Annotated in this window: 18 protein-coding genes; 13 read left to right on the top strand and 5 right to left on the bottom strand. The window is 73.9% G+C overall.

Annotated features, from left to right (window positions below):
* Positions 1-59: 59 nt before the first annotated feature.
* Positions 60-446 (bottom strand): VOC family protein, encoded by a 387-nt coding sequence (locus AB0J08_RS08490; RefSeq protein WP_360628972.1) that lies wholly within the window; start codon positions 444-446, stop codon positions 60-62.
* A gap of 399 nt (positions 447-845) precedes the next feature.
* Between AB0J08_RS08490 and AB0J08_RS08485 the strand changes: the two genes are divergently transcribed.
* A complete protein-coding gene (locus tag AB0J08_RS08485; RefSeq protein ID WP_360628969.1) occupies positions 846-1,409 on the top strand; it encodes a sigma-70 family RNA polymerase sigma factor in 564 nt (187 codons plus the stop codon).
* Positions 1,402-1,671, top strand: a complete 270-nt coding sequence (locus tag AB0J08_RS08480) for a hypothetical protein (RefSeq protein WP_360628966.1) — start codon at positions 1,402-1,404, stop codon at positions 1,669-1,671. The genes AB0J08_RS08485 and AB0J08_RS08480 overlap by 8 nt, the downstream gene beginning before the upstream one ends.
* 291 nt (positions 1,672-1,962) lie before the next feature.
* Here AB0J08_RS08480 and AB0J08_RS08475 read toward each other — a convergent pair whose 3' ends face one another.
* Positions 1,963-2,436 carry a hypothetical protein gene (locus AB0J08_RS08475; protein WP_360628963.1) on the bottom strand — a complete coding sequence of 158 codons (474 nt, stop codon included), beginning with the start codon at positions 2,434-2,436 and terminating at the stop codon, positions 1,963-1,965.
* Complete coding sequence (locus AB0J08_RS08470) at positions 2,433-3,005, bottom strand: hypothetical protein (protein WP_360628960.1); 573 nt, start codon at positions 3,003-3,005, stop codon at positions 2,433-2,435. Before AB0J08_RS08470 ends, AB0J08_RS08475 begins: the two co-directional genes overlap by 4 nt.
* Before the next feature lie 135 nt (positions 3,006-3,140).
* Between AB0J08_RS08470 and AB0J08_RS08465 the strand changes: the two genes are divergently transcribed.
* The 8 genes from AB0J08_RS08465 (at position 3,141) to AB0J08_RS08430 (ending at position 12,252) form a co-directional block, all read left to right on the top strand.
* Entirely contained in the window at positions 3,141-4,370 is a 1,230-nt protein-coding gene (locus AB0J08_RS08465) for a histidine kinase (protein WP_360628957.1), read from the top strand.
* Positions 4,358-5,002 carry a response regulator transcription factor gene (locus AB0J08_RS08460; RefSeq protein ID WP_360628954.1) on the top strand — a complete coding sequence of 215 codons (645 nt, stop codon included), beginning with the start codon at positions 4,358-4,360 and terminating at the stop codon, positions 5,000-5,002. Before AB0J08_RS08465 ends, AB0J08_RS08460 begins: the two co-directional genes overlap by 13 nt.
* Positions 5,003-5,004: 2 nt before the next feature.
* A complete protein-coding gene (locus tag AB0J08_RS08455) occupies positions 5,005-5,784 on the top strand; it encodes a DUF4097 family beta strand repeat-containing protein (RefSeq protein ID WP_360628951.1) in 780 nt (259 codons plus the stop codon).
* 332 nt (positions 5,785-6,116) lie between these two features.
* On the top strand, positions 6,117-7,223 hold the full coding sequence (dusB, locus tag AB0J08_RS08450) for a tRNA dihydrouridine synthase DusB (protein WP_360629033.1): 1,107 nt from the start codon (positions 6,117-6,119) through the stop codon (positions 7,221-7,223).
* 564 nt (positions 7,224-7,787) lie between these two features.
* On the top strand, positions 7,788-10,496 hold the full coding sequence (gene ppdK, locus AB0J08_RS08445; RefSeq protein WP_360628948.1) for a pyruvate, phosphate dikinase: 2,709 nt from the start codon (positions 7,788-7,790) through the stop codon (positions 10,494-10,496).
* Between the two features lie 329 nt (positions 10,497-10,825).
* Positions 10,826-11,344, top strand: a complete 519-nt coding sequence (locus tag AB0J08_RS08440; protein WP_360628945.1) for a ribonuclease domain-containing protein — start codon at positions 10,826-10,828, stop codon at positions 11,342-11,344.
* 105 nt (positions 11,345-11,449) lie between these two features.
* On the top strand, positions 11,450-11,935 hold the full coding sequence (locus AB0J08_RS08435) for a hypothetical protein (protein ID WP_360628942.1): 486 nt from the start codon (positions 11,450-11,452) through the stop codon (positions 11,933-11,935).
* On the top strand, positions 11,935-12,252 hold the full coding sequence (locus tag AB0J08_RS08430; RefSeq protein WP_360628939.1) for a transcriptional regulator: 318 nt from the start codon (positions 11,935-11,937) through the stop codon (positions 12,250-12,252). The genes AB0J08_RS08435 and AB0J08_RS08430 overlap by 1 nt, the downstream gene beginning before the upstream one ends.
* Positions 12,253-12,272: 20 nt before the next feature.
* Here AB0J08_RS08430 and AB0J08_RS08425 read toward each other — a convergent pair whose 3' ends face one another.
* Both AB0J08_RS08425 and AB0J08_RS08420 read right to left on the bottom strand, forming a co-directional pair.
* Positions 12,273-12,932 carry a hypothetical protein gene (locus tag AB0J08_RS08425; RefSeq protein WP_360628936.1) on the bottom strand — a complete coding sequence of 220 codons (660 nt, stop codon included), beginning with the start codon at positions 12,930-12,932 and terminating at the stop codon, positions 12,273-12,275.
* 137 nt (positions 12,933-13,069) lie between these two features.
* A complete protein-coding gene (locus tag AB0J08_RS08420; RefSeq protein ID WP_360628933.1) occupies positions 13,070-13,795 on the bottom strand; it encodes a GNAT family protein in 726 nt (241 codons plus the stop codon).
* 691 nt (positions 13,796-14,486) lie between these two features.
* Between AB0J08_RS08420 and AB0J08_RS08415 the strand changes: the two genes are divergently transcribed.
* From AB0J08_RS08415 to AB0J08_RS08405, 3 genes are all read left to right on the top strand, one after another.
* Positions 14,487-15,431, top strand: coding sequence for a PAC2 family protein (locus AB0J08_RS08415; protein WP_360628930.1), 945 nt, complete (start codon positions 14,487-14,489; stop codon positions 15,429-15,431).
* A 183-nt stretch (positions 15,432-15,614) separates the two neighbouring features.
* The gene (locus AB0J08_RS08410) at positions 15,615-16,604 is read left to right on the top strand and encodes an SGNH/GDSL hydrolase family protein (protein WP_360628927.1); all 990 of its coding nucleotides are present in this window, start codon (positions 15,615-15,617) and stop codon (positions 16,602-16,604) included.
* Between the two features lie 136 nt (positions 16,605-16,740).
* Positions 16,741-18,051, top strand: coding sequence for a deoxyguanosinetriphosphate triphosphohydrolase (locus AB0J08_RS08405; protein ID WP_360628924.1), 1,311 nt, complete (start codon positions 16,741-16,743; stop codon positions 18,049-18,051).
* Positions 18,052-18,088: the final 37 nt, after the last annotated feature.

The raw sequence follows: 18,088 nt of genomic DNA, 5'->3' as shown, positions 1-18,088 counted from the left end.
CCCGCCGGGCCCGTCGGACGCCCTCGTCAGGGGGCGCCGGCGGGCCCGGCCGGTACGGCTCAGCGGAGCTGGAGCAGGTCCCAGCGGTTGCCGTACAGATCCTCGAACACCGCCACCGTGCCGTACGGTTCGTGCCTCGGCTCCTCCAGGAAGCGGACCCCGGCGGCGGTCATCCGGCGGTGGTCGCGCTCGAAGTCCTCGGTGTTGAGGAACAGTCCGACCCGTCCGCCGGTCTGGTCCCCGATCCGCGCCGTCTGCTCCGGCTTCGACGGGCGTGCCAGCAGCAACCCGGTCTCCGTCGACCCGCGCGGCGCCACCACCACCCAGCGTGCGCCGCCCTCACGCGGTGCGTCCTCGCGCAGCTCGAAGCCGACGGCGTCCACGTAGAAGGAGATCGCCTCGTCGTAGTCCCGTACGAGCACGGTGGTCAGTCCGATATGTGCCATCCCGTGATCGTGCCACGTCGCCTGCGGCCGGCTCATCCGACCCGACTACCGGTCCGGTCCAAGAGCCTTCATGAGCTCGCCCCGTACGACGGGTCCGCCCCGTCTGCCGGGTCCGCCGGGTCCGGGTCCAGCGGCAGCACGACCGGCCCCAGCCCGAGGCCGCCCCCCCCGACTCCGGCAACCGTTCACCACCCGCCGGCCCCGGCGGGAAGAAGGCGTTCGGGATCGGAGAAGCCGGGCTGAATCCTTTGACCGGGGGCGAGCCTCCTATGAATGTGTCCGACGAACACGTCGGACGGGATCTGGAGGTAGTCGTGATCATCGGAATCGCCATCGCCGTCACCGTGGTGCTCCTGTGCACCTGCAGTGTGGTCGTGCTGAGGAAGCGGGGGCGGGGCCGTGGCTGACTCCGCGGCCTGGCCGGGGGAGCAGCTGGTCTTCGCGGCGCAGCGCGGGGACGTCGACTCGCTCGCCGCGCTGGTGTCGGGTGCGCACCCGCATGTGCGGCGGTTCGCCCGGTCGTTGTGCGCGACGCCGGAGGACGCCGAGGACGCGGCGCAGGAGGCGCTGATCATCCTGTACCGGAAGATCGGGATGCTGCGGGCGTCCGGTGCGCTGGCGTCGTGGATGTTCCGCATCGTCCGCAACGAGTGCCTGCGCCGCGCGCGGATCCTGCGGCGCGAGCACCCGCTGGTGGGGGAGGACACCGAGTTGTCGGCCGAGGAGGAGGTGCTGCAGCGCCTGGAGGCCGGGCGGGTGGCCGCGGCGATCGCCGCGCTCCCGGCCGACCAGCGTCGGGTGCTGGTCATGCGGGACATCCAGGGCCTCAGCGGGCGGACGGTCGCCGACGCGCTGGGCGTGAGCAGCGCCGCGATGAAGTCGCGGCTGCACCGCGCCCGCACGACGGTCCGCTGCGCGCTGCGGGCCACATCCGAATCGACTCCGGGAGGCACCGATGACTGACCGCCCCGACTTCGCGAGCGCGTCTCTGCCCCGGCACCTGGCGCGCGGCGCACTGGGCTTCGGCGCTCTGATCGGCTCGTTCGCGCTCATCCCGGTCGTGGGGCCGGGGGCGCTGCTGCTGCTCCCGGTCGGCGTGCTCGCCCTGCGCGGCTGCCCGATGTGCTGGGCGATCGGGCTGATCCAGACCGTCTCGCGCGGCCGCCTGAAGCGCTCCTGCACGGTGGACGGCCAGTGCCGGCTGACCGTCGCCGGGCCCAAGTGAACACGCCCCGGCCGCGGTGCGCCCACCTGGAGGTCGCGGGCGGGCGCGCCGGTCGGGGTGCCGGTCGTGCGTGTGCCGGTCGTGACCCGGCCGTCCGGGGGCACCCCATGGAGCGGGGAGGTGTGGGCCCCAGGGTGAGGGGCGGTGAAGGCCGGCGAGGGTGACGCCGGGCACCATCCGCGGTGGGGAGAAGACGGGCTCAGGCAGGTCCTCGCCCCCTGGGGTCGGACTGCCGCACTGCGCCTGCACGAGCCGGTGGCTCGGGTCGCCTCCCGGTACGCGTCTGATCGCCTACACCCCGAGGGAGGAGGAGACGCGGGCGCGTATGGACGGCAGGGCGAGCGGCCTCCGAGCCGGACCCCGCCCCTGACCGGCGCCCGCCCGCCGGCCGAGCGCCAGGCAGAGGACGGCCAGCGGCAGTTCGACGCAGCAGGCCATCACCAGGGCGGCGAGCAGCGGCAGGCCCGGAGCGGCGGTGCCGATGTCGGCCAGGGCGTCGCCCGCGAGCAGCAGCGCCACCACGCAGGCGGACCCGAACGCGGCCGGGCTGCGGCGGCGCAGCAGCGTGTCCAGCCCGAGCAGGGCGGTCAGTTCGGCCAGGTCGAGGGCGACCCAGGCGGTCTCGTGGCAGGCGACCAGCACGGCCAGCCAGGGCAGCAGGGCCAGTGCCGCCAGGGCGGGCACCCGGGGGGCCCAGGCGGGCAGCGCCGGAATGGCCGGTCGAGTGAGCGGGGCCGGCCGGGCGGTCAGGAGGGCGGTGCTCACCGTGCCCTCCGACCGTAGCGGCGGACCCGCTCCAGCGGCTGCCGCTCGCGGCCGGCGTGGTGCTCCACCAGCACGCCGTCGAACGGACCCTGCGCCCAGGCGAGCCAGAACTCCCCGGCCACCGTGAGGACGTCGGGCCTCTCGACGACCGCGGCAGCCCGCCCGGCGCGGCGCAGCCGCCCGGCGGTGAACGCCACGACGGGCGCCGGGCCGTCCTGCGGGAGCCGGCCCCAGGCCAGCCCGAACGACCCCCATGTGCCGGGTGTCGGGCACCGCCGGGCGCCGCGCAGCACCTGGGGGGCGAGCCGGGCCGCGACCACGACGTCCAGCAACTCGCCGTGCTCGTACACCTCCAGTGCCGCCCGCCCCCGGGACGCGGGGACGCCCCGCACCGACCACGGCCCGAACAGGTCGAGCGGTCCGGGGTGTTCGAGCAGCCCGGGCCCCGCCACCACGGCGCCCGGCAGCGCCCCCGTACCGGAGGCGCTCCCGTTCGCGGAGGCGTTCCCGTTCCCGGTGAGGGGCCGCCGGTGCGGCGGGGTGGCGGAGTGCGGTCGAGTGCTCGTCATGCCGTCAAGAATTCCGTCGGACGGCACCCGCTGTCGGTAGTGCACCGCTCCGAACCGGGGGTGTAGCCAGGTACACCCCTACTCTCCACTCCCCTTCATGGCGGCAGTCGATCTTCGAGGCCTACGCTGTCCGTCATGCCCTCCACCCTGCTGCGCCGCGCGCTCGCCAGGAGCGCCGGCCGGCCACCGTGGTCGGCCGCCGTCTGGCGCGAGACCCGCTTCATAGCCGCCGGCATCCCCCTGGCCGCGCCGATCTGGCTCTCCCTCACCTATTCCGTGCTCTTCCTGCCGGTCGTCGGCCTCTGCCTGCTAGGTCTGCGCCTGTTGACGGCGGCCCAGCGCGGCCGGCTGCGCACCCTGCGCGGGGTCGAGGTGCCGCCGCTGCTCCGGCCGGTCAGTACCCCGGCGGGCCTGTTGACCGGGCTGCGCACCGGGGTGAGCTGGCGCCAGGTCGGTTACCACCTGCTGGTGGGCCCGCTGCTCGCGCTCGGCGCGCTCGGGCTGCTGTACGCCTGGGGCGCGGGTCTGGTGATGGCCACCGTCTACGGCTGGGCCTGGCTGATGCCGCCCTCGAACCCGGCGCGCGAGTCGCTGGTGACGCTGGACGTCCCGGTGACCGTGGCCGGCGCCGTCCTGCTCCTCGTGCTGCCCTGGGTGACGGCCTTGCTGGCCCGGCTGGAGGAGTGGGCGGCCGTGCGGCTGCTCGGCCCCGGCCGGGCGGAGACCCTGGAACGCCGGGTCGAGGAGATCGCCGAGAGCCGGGCCGGCCTGGTCGACGCCGTCGACACCGAGCGCCGACGGATCGAGCGCGACCTGCACGACGGCGCCCAGCAGCGGCTGACCTCGCTGGCGATGAACCTGGGCCTGGCCCGGCGCACCTTCAAGGACGCCCCGCCCGAGGTCATGCAGGTGATCGTGGACGCGCACGAGGAGGCCCAGGCGGCCATCGACGAGCTGCGGGACCTCGTCCGCGGCCTGCACCCGGCCGTCCTGGAGGACCGCGGTCTGGACGCGGCGCTGTCCGGCATCGCCGCCCGCTCGCCGCTGCCGGTACGCCTCGACGTCGCGCTGACCGAGCCGATCGCCCCCACCGTCGAGGCGGTCGCCTACTTCACCGTCTCCGAGGCGCTGACCAACGTCGCGAAGCACGCCCGCGCCTCCCGGGTCGACCTCTCGGTGCGGACGGCCGGCGGCCGGCTGCGCCTGGTCGTCAGCGACGACGGTGTCGGCGGCGCGGACGCCGCGCGAGGCACCGGCCTGACCGGGCTGCGCAAGCGGGCCGCCTCGGTCGACGGCGCGCTGTCCGTTCTCAGCCCCCTCGGGGGTCCCACCACCATCACCGTGGAGTTGCCGTGCGCGCTGTGATCGCCGAGGACTCGGTCCTGCTCAGGGTCGGCCTGGTCAAGGTCCTGGAGGCGGTGGGCTTCGAGGTGGCCGCCGCGGTCGGGGACGCCGAGGAACTGCTCTCCGCCGTGGAGGAGCACCGCCCGCAGGTGGTGGTCGCGGACGTCCGGATGCCGCCCGGCTACACCGACGAGGGGGTCCGGGCCGCGCTGCTGATCCGCCGGCAGTGGCCGGAGGTCGCGGTGCTGCTGCTCTCCCAGTACGTCGAGGAGCGGTACGCGGCCGACCTGCTGGCCACCAACACCAGCGGGGTGGGCTACCTGCTCAAGCAGCGGGTGGCCAATGTCGACGACTTCGTCGAGGCGCTCCAGCGGGTGGCCGAGGGCGGGACGGCGCTGGACCCGGAGGTGGTCGCCCAGCTGCTGGTGCGCCGCCACCGGGATCCGCTGGAGAAGCTGACTCCGCGCGAGCGGGCCGTGCTCGGCCTGATGGCGGAGGGCCGCTCCAACGCGGCCATCGCGGCCGCCCTGGTGGTCAGTGACAGCGCCGTGGCGAAACACATCAACTCGATCTTCACCAAGCTCGATCTGCCGCCGGCCGACAACAGCCACCGCCGGGTCCTCGCGGTGCTGCGGTTCCTGGAGGTCGGGTAGCCGTGCGGGGAGGTCGTGGCTGGCAGGTCACCGGGACGCTCGCGCTGGCCTTCGTCGTGGTGTTCGGCGCCGTGCAGACCTGGGCGATGGTGGTGCAGCAGAAGGCGGTGTCCGAGCACAGCTACCAGGTCCCGGTGACCAGGGTGGAGCTGGACACCGGGACGGCGGCCGTCCGGATCCGGCCGGGAGCGCCGGGGCGGGTGCTGGTGAAGCAGTTCCTGGACTGGACGGTCCGCAAGCCCACCGTCTCGACCGTCTTCGAGGGCGACGTGCTCACCGTCCGGATGCGCTGCAACCAGCTGCTGCCGGCCGTGGACGTGGGCTGCGACGCGCTGATCGATCTGGAGGTGCCGGCCGCGACGTCGGTGTCCGGCGGGGGGACGTCCGGCAGCATGGAGGTCCGGGACCTGACCGGGGACGTCCGGCTCTCCGCGACCTCGGGGGCGATCCGGCTGTCCGGGCTCTCCGGGCAGGTGTACGCGCGCACCACCTCCGGCCAGGTGGCGGCCGACGGGCTCGGCTCCACGCGGGTGGAGGCGAGGGCCTTCTCCGGAGAGATCCGCCTGGGCTTCGTGCGGCCGCCGCACCTGGTGGACGTCGGCGCGACCTCCGGCTCGGTGTCGCTCGTCCTGCCGAAGGGCTCCCGGTACGCCTTCGACTACAACGGGGGCGTCGGCGGCGAGCGCCACATCGACCCCGAGTTGGGCGACACCGCCAGCGCCGACACCGTCCGGGTGGTGACCACCTCGGGCGAGGTACGGATCGTCTCCTCGGAGGGCTGACCAGGGCCGACCGGGGCCGACCGGGCCGACCAGGGCTGCTGGGCCGACCAGGGCCGACCAGGGCGGCTACCGGAGCAGGCCGACCGGCCCCCGCGCGCGGTGGGGGACAATGAAGAGTCCCGAACCCCCGTCCACGAGGTCAGCCGCGCATGACAGCCACGCTCGACACCACCGCGTCCGCCCCGGCATCCGCCGCCGCGCCCGCGTCCGCCGCCGCGCCCGCATCCGCCGCCGCGCCCGCGTCCGCCGCCGCGCCCGCGTCCGCCGCCGCGCCCGCGTCCGCCGCCGCGCCCGCGACCAGCACCGAGTTCGCGCCGCTGACGATCGGCCCGATGCAGGTGTGGCCGCCCGTCGTGCTGGCGCCCATGGCCGGCATCACCAACGCGCCCTTCCGCACCCTCTGCCGCGAGCAGAGCGGCGGCAAGGGTCTGTACGTGAGCGAGATGATCACCACCCGGGCCCTGGTCGAGCGCAACGCCAAGACCATGCAGCTGATCAGGTTCGACGCGAGCGAGAAGCCGCGCTCGATCCAGCTGTACGGGGTGGACCCGGTGACCGTCGGCAAGGCTGCCCGGATGATCGCCGACGAGGGCCTGGCCGACCACATCGACCTCAACTTCGGCTGCCCCGTCCCCAAGGTGACCCGCAAGGGCGGCGGCTCGGCGCTGCCGTACAAGCGCAACCTGCTGCGCGAGCTGCTGCGCGAGGCCGTGGCCAACGCGGGGGACCTCCCGGTCACGATGAAGATGCGCAAGGGCATCGACGACGACCACCTCACCTATCTGGACGCGGGCCGGATCGGCGCCGAGGAGGGCGTGGCCGCCATCGCCCTGCACGGGCGCACCGCCGCCCAGCACTACGGGGGCACGGCGGACTGGTCGGCGATCGCCCGGCTGCGCGAGTCCGTCCCGGCGCACATTCCGGTGCTCGGCAACGGAGACATCTGGTCGGCGGACGACGCGGTGCGGATGATGCGCGAGACCGGCTGCGACGGCGTGGTGGTCGGGCGCGGCTGCCTCGGCCGGCCGTGGCTGTTCAAGGACCTGGTCTCGATCTTCGAGGGCGAGGTCGACCCCGCCCGCCCGAGCTTCGCCGACGTGGCCCGGGCGATGGTGCGCCACGCGCAGCTGCTCGGGGAGTGGATCGGGGACGAGGCTCGCGGCGTGATCGACTTCCGCAAGCACGTCGCCTGGTACACCAAGGGCTTCTCGGTCGGGTCCGAGCTGCGGGTGAAGCTGGCGAACTCCTCCTCGTTGGCCGAGTTGGCCGAAACCCTGTCCATGGTGGAGCAGTCCCAGCTCTGGCCGGCCGGTGCGGACGGCCCGCGCGGGCGCACCAGCGGCAACAACCGGGTGGTTCTGCCGGAAGGCTGGTTGGACGATCCGTATGACTGCGCCCTCCCCAGCGCAGACGCCGAATCGGACACCTCTGGCGGTTGATCTATACGCACCGGCGAAAACGGCCCTTGACGGCCCCTCGCCACCGCGTCCCGGCCCTCTTGTCCAACCTGGACAGGAGGGCTCCTTTTTGGCGCGACTCCATGACGGAACGAGCACGAATCTGGACACAGTGCGACGATCGGCGGAGGGGGACTACGTTCGACGGGCGAGATGCGTCCGTGACGCTTGCCACATACCGTGGCCCCTGACGGCCATTCAGAGGACGAAATGGACAGGTCGGCGGGGAAACGCTTCCCGAAGGGGGGTGGTGCGGGATCGGGTGCTCGGGGTGCAGGAAATCAAGCCGGAGCAACATGCTGGACCGCCGACCGCTACCCTCCGTCCCCTTCGTGTGATCTTCCGGTTTCCTTGTGTTCAAGAGTTGAACGATAGCTAGCGTCATCCGGACGATTTCACCAACAGAGGTGAACGCCTTTACGTGCATTCGATCTATTGGGTTACCGCCGGGTACCGGCCTCGTACGGCCTATTGGCGGCGCGGAAGCGCCTTCGAAATGGGTATGTTCTCCGGCGTCAGGGCAACCGTGTGCGAGGAGACCGACCCGTGCCGTCCCAGCAGAAGTTTGTTTACTCCTTCACCGAAGGAAACAAGGACCTCAAGGATCTTCTTGGCGGCAAGGGCGCGAACCTGGCCGAGATGACCAACCTGGGCCTCCCCGTCCCTCCGGGGTTCACCATCACCACCGAGGCCTGCAAGGTCTTCCTGGAGACCGGCAGCGAGCCCGCTTCGCTGCACAAGGAGATCAGCGCCCACCTGGACGCCCTTGAGCAGGAGATGGGCAAGCAGCTCGGCCAGGCCGACAACCCGCTGCTGGTCTCGGTTCGCTCCGGGGCCAAGTTCTCCATGCCCGGCATGATGGACACCGTCCTGAACATCGGCCTCTCCGACACCTCGGTGGTCGGTCTGGTCGCGCAGTCCGGCAACGAGCGCTTCGCGTGGGACTCCTACCGCCGCCTGGTCCAGATGTTCGGCAAGACCGTGCTGGGCGTCGACGGCGAGCTGTTCGAGGAGGCCCTGGACGAGGCCAAGCACGCCAAGGGCACCACCAACGACCTGGACCTGGACGCTTCCGACCTCCGGGAACTGGTCGAGGTGTTCAAGGGCATCGTCGAGCGCGAGACCGGGCGGGCCTTCCCGCAGGACCCGCGCGAGCAGATGGACCTCGCCATCCACGCCGTCTTCCACTCCTGGAACGGCGACCGGGCGCGGCTCTACCGTCGCCAGGAGCGCATCCCGAACGACCTCGGCACCGCCGTCAACGTCTGTTCCATGGTCTTCGGCAACCTCGGCGAGGACTCCGGCACCGGTGTCGCCTTCACCCGTGACCCCTCCACCGGCGCCGTCGGCGTCTACGGAGACTACCTCTCCAACGCCCAGGGCGAGGACGTCGTCGCCGGCATCCGCAACACCCTGCCGCTCGCGGACCTGGAGCAGCTCGACAAGAAGTCGTACGACGAGCTGATGGCGATCATGCTGAAGCTCGAGAACCACTACCGCGACCTCTGCGACATCGAGTTCACCATCGAGCGCGGCAAGCTCTGGATGCTCCAGACCCGGGTCGGCAAGCGCACCGCCGCCGCGGCCTTCCGGATCGCCGTCCAGCTGGTCGACCAGGGCCTGATCGACCTGGACGAGGCCCTGATGCGGGTCACCGGTGGTCAGCTCTCGCAGCTGATGTTCCCGCGCTTCGCGCCGAACGCCGAGTCCAAGCAGATCGCCTGGGGCCTGGCCGCCTCGCCCGGCGCCGCGATCGGCAAGGTGGTCTTCGACTCCTACACCGCCGTCAAGTGGTCCCGCTCCGGCGAGAAGGTCATTCTGGTCCGCCGCGAGACCAACCCGGACGACCTGGACGGCATGATCGCCGCCGAGGGCATCCTCACCTCGCGCGGCGGAAAGACCTCGCACGCCGCCGTGGTCGCCCGCGGCATGGGCAAGACCTGTGTCTGCGGTGCCGAGGAGCTGGAGGTCGACACCAAGCGCCGCCGGATGACCACCTCCGACGGCCTGGTGCTGGAGGAGGGTGACGTCGTCTCCATCGACGGCGCGACCGGCAAGGTCTACCTGGGCGAGGTACCCGTCCTCCCGTCCCCGGTGGTCGAGTACTTCGAGGGCACCCTGCACGCCGGCGCCGACGTCCAGGGCGGTCTGGTCCAGGCCGTGCACCGGCTGATGTCGCACGCCGACGGCCGCCGCCGGCTGGCCGTGCGGGCCAACGCCGACAACGCCGAGGACGGCGGCCGCGCCCGCCGCTACGGCGCCCAGGGCATCGGCCTCTGCCGCACCGAGCACATGTTCCTCGGTGAGGAGCGCCGCAAGGAGGTCGAGCACCTGATCCTGGCGGACAACGACAAGGACCGCGAGACCGCGCTGTCGACCCTGCTGCCGCTGCAGAAGAGCGACTTCCTGGAGCTCTTCCAGGCGATGGACGGGCTGCCGGTCACCGTCCGCCTGCTCGACCCGCCGCTGCACGAGTTCCTTCCCGACATCACCGAGCTGTCGGTGCGCGTCGCCCTCGCCGAGGCCCGCAAGGACCCGAACGAGAACGACCTGCGCCTGCTCCAGGCGGTGCACAAGCTGCACGAGCAGAACCCGATGCTCGGCCTGCGCGGCGTCCGCCTCGGCCTGGTCATCCCCGGGCTGTTCGGCATGCAGGTCCGTGCCATCGCCGAGGCCGCCGCCGAGCGCAAGCTGGCCGGCGGGGACCCCCGTCCCGAGGTGATGATCCCGCTGGTCGGCACCGTCCAGGAGCTGGAGCTGGTCCGCGACGAGTGCGAGCGCGTGCTGGCCGAGGTCGCCCAGTCCACCGGCGTCCAGCTGGACATCAAGCTCGGCACCATGATCGAGCTGCCGCGCGCCGCCGTGACGGCCGGCCAGATCGCCGAGGCCGCCGAGTTCTTCTCCTTCGGCACCAACGACCTCACCCAGACGGTCTGGGGCTTCTCCCGGGACGACGTGGAGGCCTCCTTCTTCACGGCCTACCTGGAGAAGGGCATCTTCGGGGTCTCCCCGTTCGAGACCATCGACCGCGACGGCGTCGGCGCGCTGGTCAAGCACGCCGTCGAGGCCGGCCGGGCCACCCGCCCCGACCTCAAGCTCGGTGTCTGCGGCGAGCACGGCGGCGACCCGGAGTCGGTGCACTTCTTCCACGAGGTGGGGCTGGACTACGTCTCCTGCTCCCCCTTCCGGATCCCGGTGGCGCGCCTGGAGGCAGGCCGCGCCGCCATCGAGACGGCGGGCAGCGACTCGCGCTGAGTGCGGTGCCCCGGCCGGGCATCGGCCGGGGCACCGTCGGCGCGACTCTGTCGCTGACCGCACCCCCTCCCACCGGGGAGGGCGTACACCGGAGCTCGGCGCAGGAGAACCGGCGTACGTAACGCGAGCGGGGCGGGAACGGACAACGGCGTCCGTTCCCGCCCCGCTCGTCCGTCTGCCCGCAGGTCTGCCCGCCCGGCCGCCGTCTCGCCGCCCGGGTCTGCCCGCAGGTCTGCCCGCCCGGCTGCCCGAAGGGGCGCCGCGGCCGTGGCCGTGGCCACGCGTGTGGCGGGCCGGCCGTGGCCCGGCCGGCTGCCAAGCTGGAGCGCATGACCAGCAAGAACCGCCTGTTCGCCCTGGTGGCCGTCCTGATCTGCGCGTTCGCCGCGGTCGCCGGGTACCTCCTCTCGGGCGACGGGCCGGACCGCCCGAAGGCCGCCTCCGCCACCGCCTCCGCCACCGTCTCCGCCGGCGTGAGCGCCACGGGCCCGAAGCCCTCCGCCCCCAGGACGTCCCCGCCCGCCGGCGCGACCCCGGCCGGCGGCTGGGTGCCCAGCGACCCCGCGCTGGCCGACGTCTGCCGCACCCAGCTGCCCGGCCAGGCCCTCGACACCCTCGGTCTGATCGCCAAGGGCGGCCCGTACCCCTACCGCTCCGACGGCATCGCCTTCGAGAACCGTGAGAACCGCCTTCCGCGCAGGGCCTCCGGCTACTACCACGAGTTCACCGTCGTGACCCCGGGCTCCGGCGACCGCGGCGCCCGACGCGTCGTCACCGGCAGTACCGGCGAGCAGTACTGGACGACCGACCACTACGGCACCTTCCAGGAGATCGACGCGCGCTGCTGAACCCTTCGGGCCGGGAAGTACTTTCCACTTTGGAAAGTAGATGCCATAGTGGAAGTACAGACAACGCCGGGTGCCCACGGGCACCCGGGCACCCAGGGGGATTCCATGAACGCTGTCGAAACGAACGCCGCCGAACCCGTCGACCTGCCCGCCGCCGAGGCGCTGCGCCTGGCCGAGCGCGCCACGGCCGCCGCCCAGGCGCCCGGTCGGCTGCCCGGCTGGTACGGGCCGGCCTTCGCGGTGGCCTTCGCCGTCTACGGCATCGGCGTCGGGCAGGCCATCGGGGCCGACGCGGGTTGGCTGAGCGGGGTGTTCGGGGGGCTCTTCGCCGTGATGACGGGCGTCCTGGCCCGGCTCGCCGTCAACCAGGGGGGCATCATGCACCGGCTGACGCCCGGCCTCGGGCGCCCGGTCCTGCTGGCCGTCCTCGGAGTGATCGCGGCAGGTCTGGCCGGGATGCTGCTCGCCTGGCTGGCGGGCGGCGGCGCGCGCTGGATGGGCGCGGTGGCGGGCGTGGTGGCCGGCGCGGCGTTCTGGGCGGCGACGGACCGGCTCGACGCGCGGATCCGCCGGATGCCGGCGGTCCGCTGATGCCCGCCGCGCTCGACCCGCTGCTCCAGCACCCGACCAGGCTGACCGTCCTCGCCTTCCTGAGCGCCTGCACCGAGGCCGAGTTCGGTACCGTCCGCGACCACTGCGAGGTCTCCGACTCGGCGCTCAGCAAGGCGGCGGCCGCCCTGGAGGAGGCCGGCTACGTGGCGGTGAAGAAGGGGTACGTCGGCAAGCGCCCGCGGACCTGGCTGGCCGCCACGAGGTCCGGCCGCAAGGCGCTGGCCGTCCACCTCGCCGAGCTGCAGCGGCTGGTGGCGGCGGCCGAGGCCGCCGGCGCCGCGCAGGACCGGAGCTGAGGCCGGGCCACGGGCGTGCCCTACCGGGCCCGGCGCCAGCCGATCCGCGCGTGCGGACCGTGCGGGCCGCCGGCGAGCAGGGCGCGCAGCTCCCGCAGCACCGGCTCCGGCTCCCGCCGCAACTGGACCGGGGTGGCGCGGACGACCGGGAGGCCGGCGGCGGTGAGGCGGTTGGCCCGGGCCAGGCTCCGCTCGTGGTCGGCCGGGCGCAGGTGCCAGGCCCGGGAGTCGATCTCCAGTGCCACGCAGGCCTGCGGCCAGTAGGCGTCGGGGACGGCGAGGAAGCGTCCGTCCAGGAACAGCACCGGATTCCAGAGCGGCTCCGGCAGGCCGGCCCCGCGCAGCAGCTCCCGGGCCTCGCCCTCGACGACCGAGCGCACCCCGGCGGCGAGGTCCTCCACCACCTGCGCGACGTGCGGCAGTGCCGGGGCCCCCGGCCGGGCGAGCAACTGGTCCAGCAGTTCGCCGAGATCGCAGTGCCGCCGCTGGACCGCCTCCGAGCAGAGCGCCCGGAACCGGCGCCGCCCGCTCTCCCGGGGTGCGAGGTCGGCCAGGGCCCGGGCGACCGTCGCGCTCCAGAGCCCGTCGTCCCGCTCGAACCCGCCCGGCATCGGCCCGCAGGCCCGGTGGATCCGGACGAACGCCCGGTCCGCGACCCGGCGCGGGCCCGGGATCAGCACGTCGACCTCCGTCGGGTCCGCCGGGTGTCCGGCGGTCGGCAGCCCGGCCGACGCCAGGACCGCCTCCCCGGTCAGCAGTACCTCGCCGGGCTGCGCCGGCCGCCCCTTCGGAGCCGCGTACGCCAGGGCGGTGACCCTCAGGCGGTGATCAGCTGCCCGCTGCCGCCGTGTCTAAGGCACTCCTGGTTGATCGTGCGCTCCGGGGCGCTCGGCGAGGTGGCGGCGGCGATCCGCAGCTCGATGATGTCCCGCACGGCGGGCCACTCGGAGTCGAGGATCGAGTAGAACGCGGTCGAGCGCACCACACCGTCCAGCCCGCGCGAGTGCGCTCGGCGCACGCCCTCCGAGGTCGCGCCGAGGCGCTCGATCGCGGCCCGGGAGCGCAGGTTGCGGGCGTCCGCACGCATCGAGATCCGCTGCACCCGCCACTCCTCGAAGGCGTAGCGCAGCATCAGCAGCTTCGCCTCGGCGTTGACGCCGGTGCCCTGGGCACGCGGGGAGAGCCAGGTGTTGCCGATCTCGGCGGCGTCCGGGACGGCCGTGGCCGGGTCGCCGAACGGCACGCCGGGCACCGGCGGCCAGACGACCGGGCCCTGCCAGTAGTCGAGTTCGAGGAACCGGGTGGAGCCGACCACCCGGCCGTCCGCCAGGTTCACCGTCGCGAACGGCAGCGCCCGGCCCGCGGCCCGGTCGGCGAGGGCGCGCGCGATGTAGTCGCGGGCGGCTTCCAGGCCGTGCGGCACGGGGGTGAAGGCGTAGGTCGTACGGTCCTCGGCGCCGGCCTCGGCGATGGCCTCGGCGTGATGCGCGGCAAGGGGCTCCAGCCGCACGGTGCGGCCGGTGAGGATGACAGGTACGGGCACGGAACCTTCGGTCCTTCATCGGTCGGAGGGCGCGTCCCGCGCCGGGGTGCGGCTCGGGGTGCGTGGACGTTCGCCCCGGCCCCGGAATCCGTCCGCCCGTGCCCGCGCATGCCGGAGGTCCGGTCGAGCGGGGTGGGGGCGGCGGCCCGGAGGCGGGCAGCGCGGTGCCGGAACGGACACGGGTCTACGGACCGGTCCGGCGGGATGAGCGAGGGGACAGTGTGCGTCCGCGAGATGGCCGAAGAGGAAACGGGAGCGCGAAGGGGAGCAGGCGGCCAGATGAAGGCAAGATGCGTCGTGGTGGCTGGCCGAGCACCGGGCCGGGACGTGATCGACGGCGTTACGGGACGACGTGACGACGACGCGACGATGCGAGGCAGCGAGAGGACGATACCCGCCAGAAGGCGGTGCGTCACCTCGCGGCACACGAATGGGCGCGCGGGCCTCCCGGGCGCACGCCCGGGAGGGGCTTCGAGCGCCCGTGACCAGCGGGTTTGCCGTCGGGTGCGATCATGGTTCGGACGGCACTTCGGCGCGGCGCCGGGGCACCACGGCCGCTCGCCGGGCGTTCACCGGGGAAGCCGCCGCGCGACGGCCGCGCGCGGCGGGAATTCCGGCGGCGCCCGGCACGCTGCAGAGACACGAGAAGCCGGTACGAGTCGACGAGTAGAGAACGGGGTGTGGGTGCGCGGTGCGTGATCCCCAGGCGCTGTACGAGCTGGATCAGCAGGGCGTGGCCGCCGTGGCCGCGGCGAAGGCCGCGATGGCCGACACCGGCGCGGGTCTGGTGCTGCTCCACCACTTCGAGGGCTTCATGGACGCCGGCGAGGCCGGCGGCCAGGTGGTGGCCCACCTGCTGGAGGAGGGCGCGCCGCAGGTGGTGGCCCGCTTCGACCACGACCGCCTGGTGGACTACCGGGCCCGCCGCCCCGCGATGGTCTTCGACCGCGAGCACTGGGCCTCCTACGACCCGCCGGAGATCCTCCTCCAGCTGGTCCACGACGCGGCGGGCTCGCCGTTCCTGCTGCTCACCGGGCCCGAGCCGGACGTCGAGTGGGAGCGCTTCGGCGCCGCCGTGCGCCAGCTCGTCGAGCGCTTCGAGGTCCGGCTGACGCTGGACTTCCACGGCATCCCGATGGGCGTGCCGCACACCCGGCCGGTCGGCCTGACCCCGCACGGCACCCGGCTGGACCTCGCCGCCGGCTACCCGCAGTGGTTCGAGCAGGCCCAGGTGCCGGGCAGCGCCCAGGCCCTGCTGGAGTACCGACTCGCCGAGGCCGGTCACGACGTGCTGGGCTTCGCCGTGCACGTGCCGCACTACGTGGCGCGCTCGGCCTACCCGGCGGCCGCGGTGCTGATCCTGGAGGCCGTGCAGTCGGCCACCGGCCTGGTGCTGCCGGGCACCCGGCTGCGCGAGCGGGTGGGCGAGGTGTACGCCGACATCGAGGAGCAGTTGGCCCACGGGGACGGCGAGTTGCGCTCGGCGATCCGTGGCATGGAGGGCCAGTACGACGCCGTCGCGGGGGCGGAGGGTCGGGAGAGCCTGCTGGCCGAGCCGGTCGACCTGCCGTCCGCGGACGAGCTGGGCCGGCGCTTCGAGCAGTTCCTGGCCGAGCACGAGCGCGGCCCCGAGTAGCCCGGCCCGCACCACGAGAAGTCGGCCCGCGGCCCCGAGCGGTGTGGTGGTCTGCCGCGGCCCCGGGGGATTCTCCGCCGGGCGGGAGAGATCGGACGCCGTCGTTCGTTGGGCGGTGAGGTGCCCGGGGGACGGGCCGCCGTGGAGAGATACGTCGCCGGTTCCGGCCCCCGGGGGGATCCCATGCCTGTTTCCACACGCCCGACCGCCGTTCTGGCCGCAGGGCTGGCCGCGCTGCTGCTGGCCGCCTGCAGCGGCGGCGGCGGTTCCGCCGCGCCCCCGACGGCGGACGGCCCCCGTCCGCTGCGGGCCACCCCGACGCCCACCCCCACCCCGCCGCCCACCGGTCCCTACGTCGCCCTCGGGGACTCCTACACCTCGGGTCTGAAGATCGCCCCGCAGGTGGGCGAGCCGAAGGGCTGTGCCCGCTCGGCCGTGAACTACCCGTCCCTGCTGGCGAAGGCGCTCGGCCTGGCGGACGGCCAGTTCACGGACGTCAGCTGCAGCGGTGCCCGCACGGGGGACTTGACGGCCTCCCAGCAGACCGACGGCGGCGGGGCCAATCCGCCCCAGCTGGACGCGCTCTCCCCGGCCACCCGTCTGGTCACGGTGGGGATCGGCGGCAACGACGCCGGGTTCATGGAGGTCGTCGGCGAGTGCGCCAAGGAGAACCTGGCGGACGCGGTGAAGAGCCTGATCGGCTCCGAGCGGGCGTCGGCGCCGTGCCGGGACCACTACGCCTCGGCCGGTGGCGCCGCCGACCAGGTGCAGCGCAAGGTGGACGCGGCCGGCGAGCGGCTGGGCCAGGTGCTGCACGAGGTCAAACGCCGCTCGCCGCAGGCCCGGGTGTACGTGGTCGGCTACCCGACGCTGCTGCCGGCCGACCCGGCGAGCTGCCTGCCGGTGCTCGGCCGGACCGTCGCCGAGGCCGACCTGGGCTTCCTGGCCGAGAAGGAGCAGCAGCTGAACGCGATGCTCAAGCGCCGCGCGGAGGCGGCGGGCGCGGCCTTCGTGGACGCGGCCGCACCCTCGGCCGGCCACGACATGTGCGCCGGCGCGGCGGCCCGCTGGGTGGAACCGCCCTTCCCGGCCCCCGGGCTGGCGGCGATCCACCCCAATGCCAGGGGCCAGGAAGGCTTGGCCGCAGCGGTGTTGAAGGCCGTCCGGGGCTGAGCCGGGGCGGGTCGGCCCGACCCTCCCGGGCTCCGGTCCGTCTCCGTCCGGCCGGCCAAGGTTCACGCCCCGGCCCGCGCCCCTTCGCGCGCGGCACCCCCCGGCTGTCGGAGCCGCGGCGTACGGTGATTGGCATATGGACGACACCGCGCACCGCCTCACCGCCGCCCCGCTTCCGTACGACCACGCCGCCGAGGCCCGCTGGGTGCCCGAGCCGGACAAGCGCCCCGGCCGGACGGCGTTCCAGCGCGATCGCGCCCGTGTGCTCCACTCCGCCGCCCTGCGCCGGCTGGCCGGCACCACCCAGGTGGTCGCCCCGATGCGCAGTGACTTCCCCCGTACCCGGCTGACCCACTCGCTCGAATGCGCGCAGGTCGGGCGGGAATTGGGCGCCGCCCTCGGCTGTGACCCGGACCTCGTCGAGACCGCCTGTCTGGCCCACGACATCGGCCACCCGCCGTTCGGCCACACCGGCGAGGAGGCCCTCGACCAGGCCGCCGAGGCCTGCGGCGGATTCGAGGGCAACGCGCAGTCGCTGCGCATCCTCACCCGCCTGGAGCCCAAGCGCTTCGCCCCGCAGGACGAGCAGCCCGCCCGGCTGGCCCCCTGGCCCGGTCGCAGTGTCGGCCTCAACCTGACCCGTGCCGCGCTGGACGCCGCCACCAAGTACCCCTGGACGCACGGCGCGCACCCGGTCGATCCGGCCTCGTCCAAGTACGGCGTCTACGCCGACGACCTGCCGGTGTTCCGCTGGCTGCGGGCCGGCACCCCGCCCGGCCGCAAGTGCTTCGAGGCCACCGTCATGGACTGGTCCGACGATGTGGCCTACTCCACCCACGACGTGGAGGACGGCCTCCAGGCCGGCCACATCGAGCCGGCGGTGCTGCGCGCCCCGAGCGAGCGCACCGAGCTGTTCAAGGTGGCCGGGCGCTACGCCCCGGACGCCGAGCCCGAGGAGCTGGCCGCCGCGCTGGACCGGCTGCTCGGCCAGGAGTGGTGGCCCAGCTCCTACGACGGCTCGGCCCGCGCCCGGGCCGGTCTGAAGGACCTCACCAGCCAGCTGATCGGCCGGTTCTGCCTGGCCGCCGAGCAGGCCACCCGGGCCAGCTACGGCCCCGGCCGGCTCAGCCGGTACGCGGCCGAGCTGGTGGTGCCGCGGGACGTCCGGCTGGAGTGCGCGGTGCTCAAGGCCGTCGCCGTGCGCTTCGTGATGCAGCGCGACGAGCAGGCCCAGCTCCGGGCCCGCCAGCGGATCGTGATCGCCGAGCTGGCCTACGTCCTCGCGCAGCGCGCCCCGGAGGGCCTGGACCCGGTCTTCGCCACCCTCTACCGCGAGGCGGAGGACGACCGCGGCGCGCTGCGCGCGGTGATCGACCAGATCGCCACCCTCACCGACGCCTCCGCCCTGGCGCTGCACGCCAAGCTGGTCGGAGCGGCCTGGTCGTGAGGAGGCCGCCCCGGCGCGGTCGGTAACCGGCGCCACC

It is taken from the genome of Kitasatospora sp. NPDC050463 (assembly GCF_040655255.1).
In the GTDB taxonomy this organism is placed as follows: domain Bacteria; phylum Actinomycetota; class Actinomycetes; order Streptomycetales; family Streptomycetaceae; genus Kitasatospora.
This window is presented reverse-complemented; position numbering and strand designations above follow the sequence as displayed.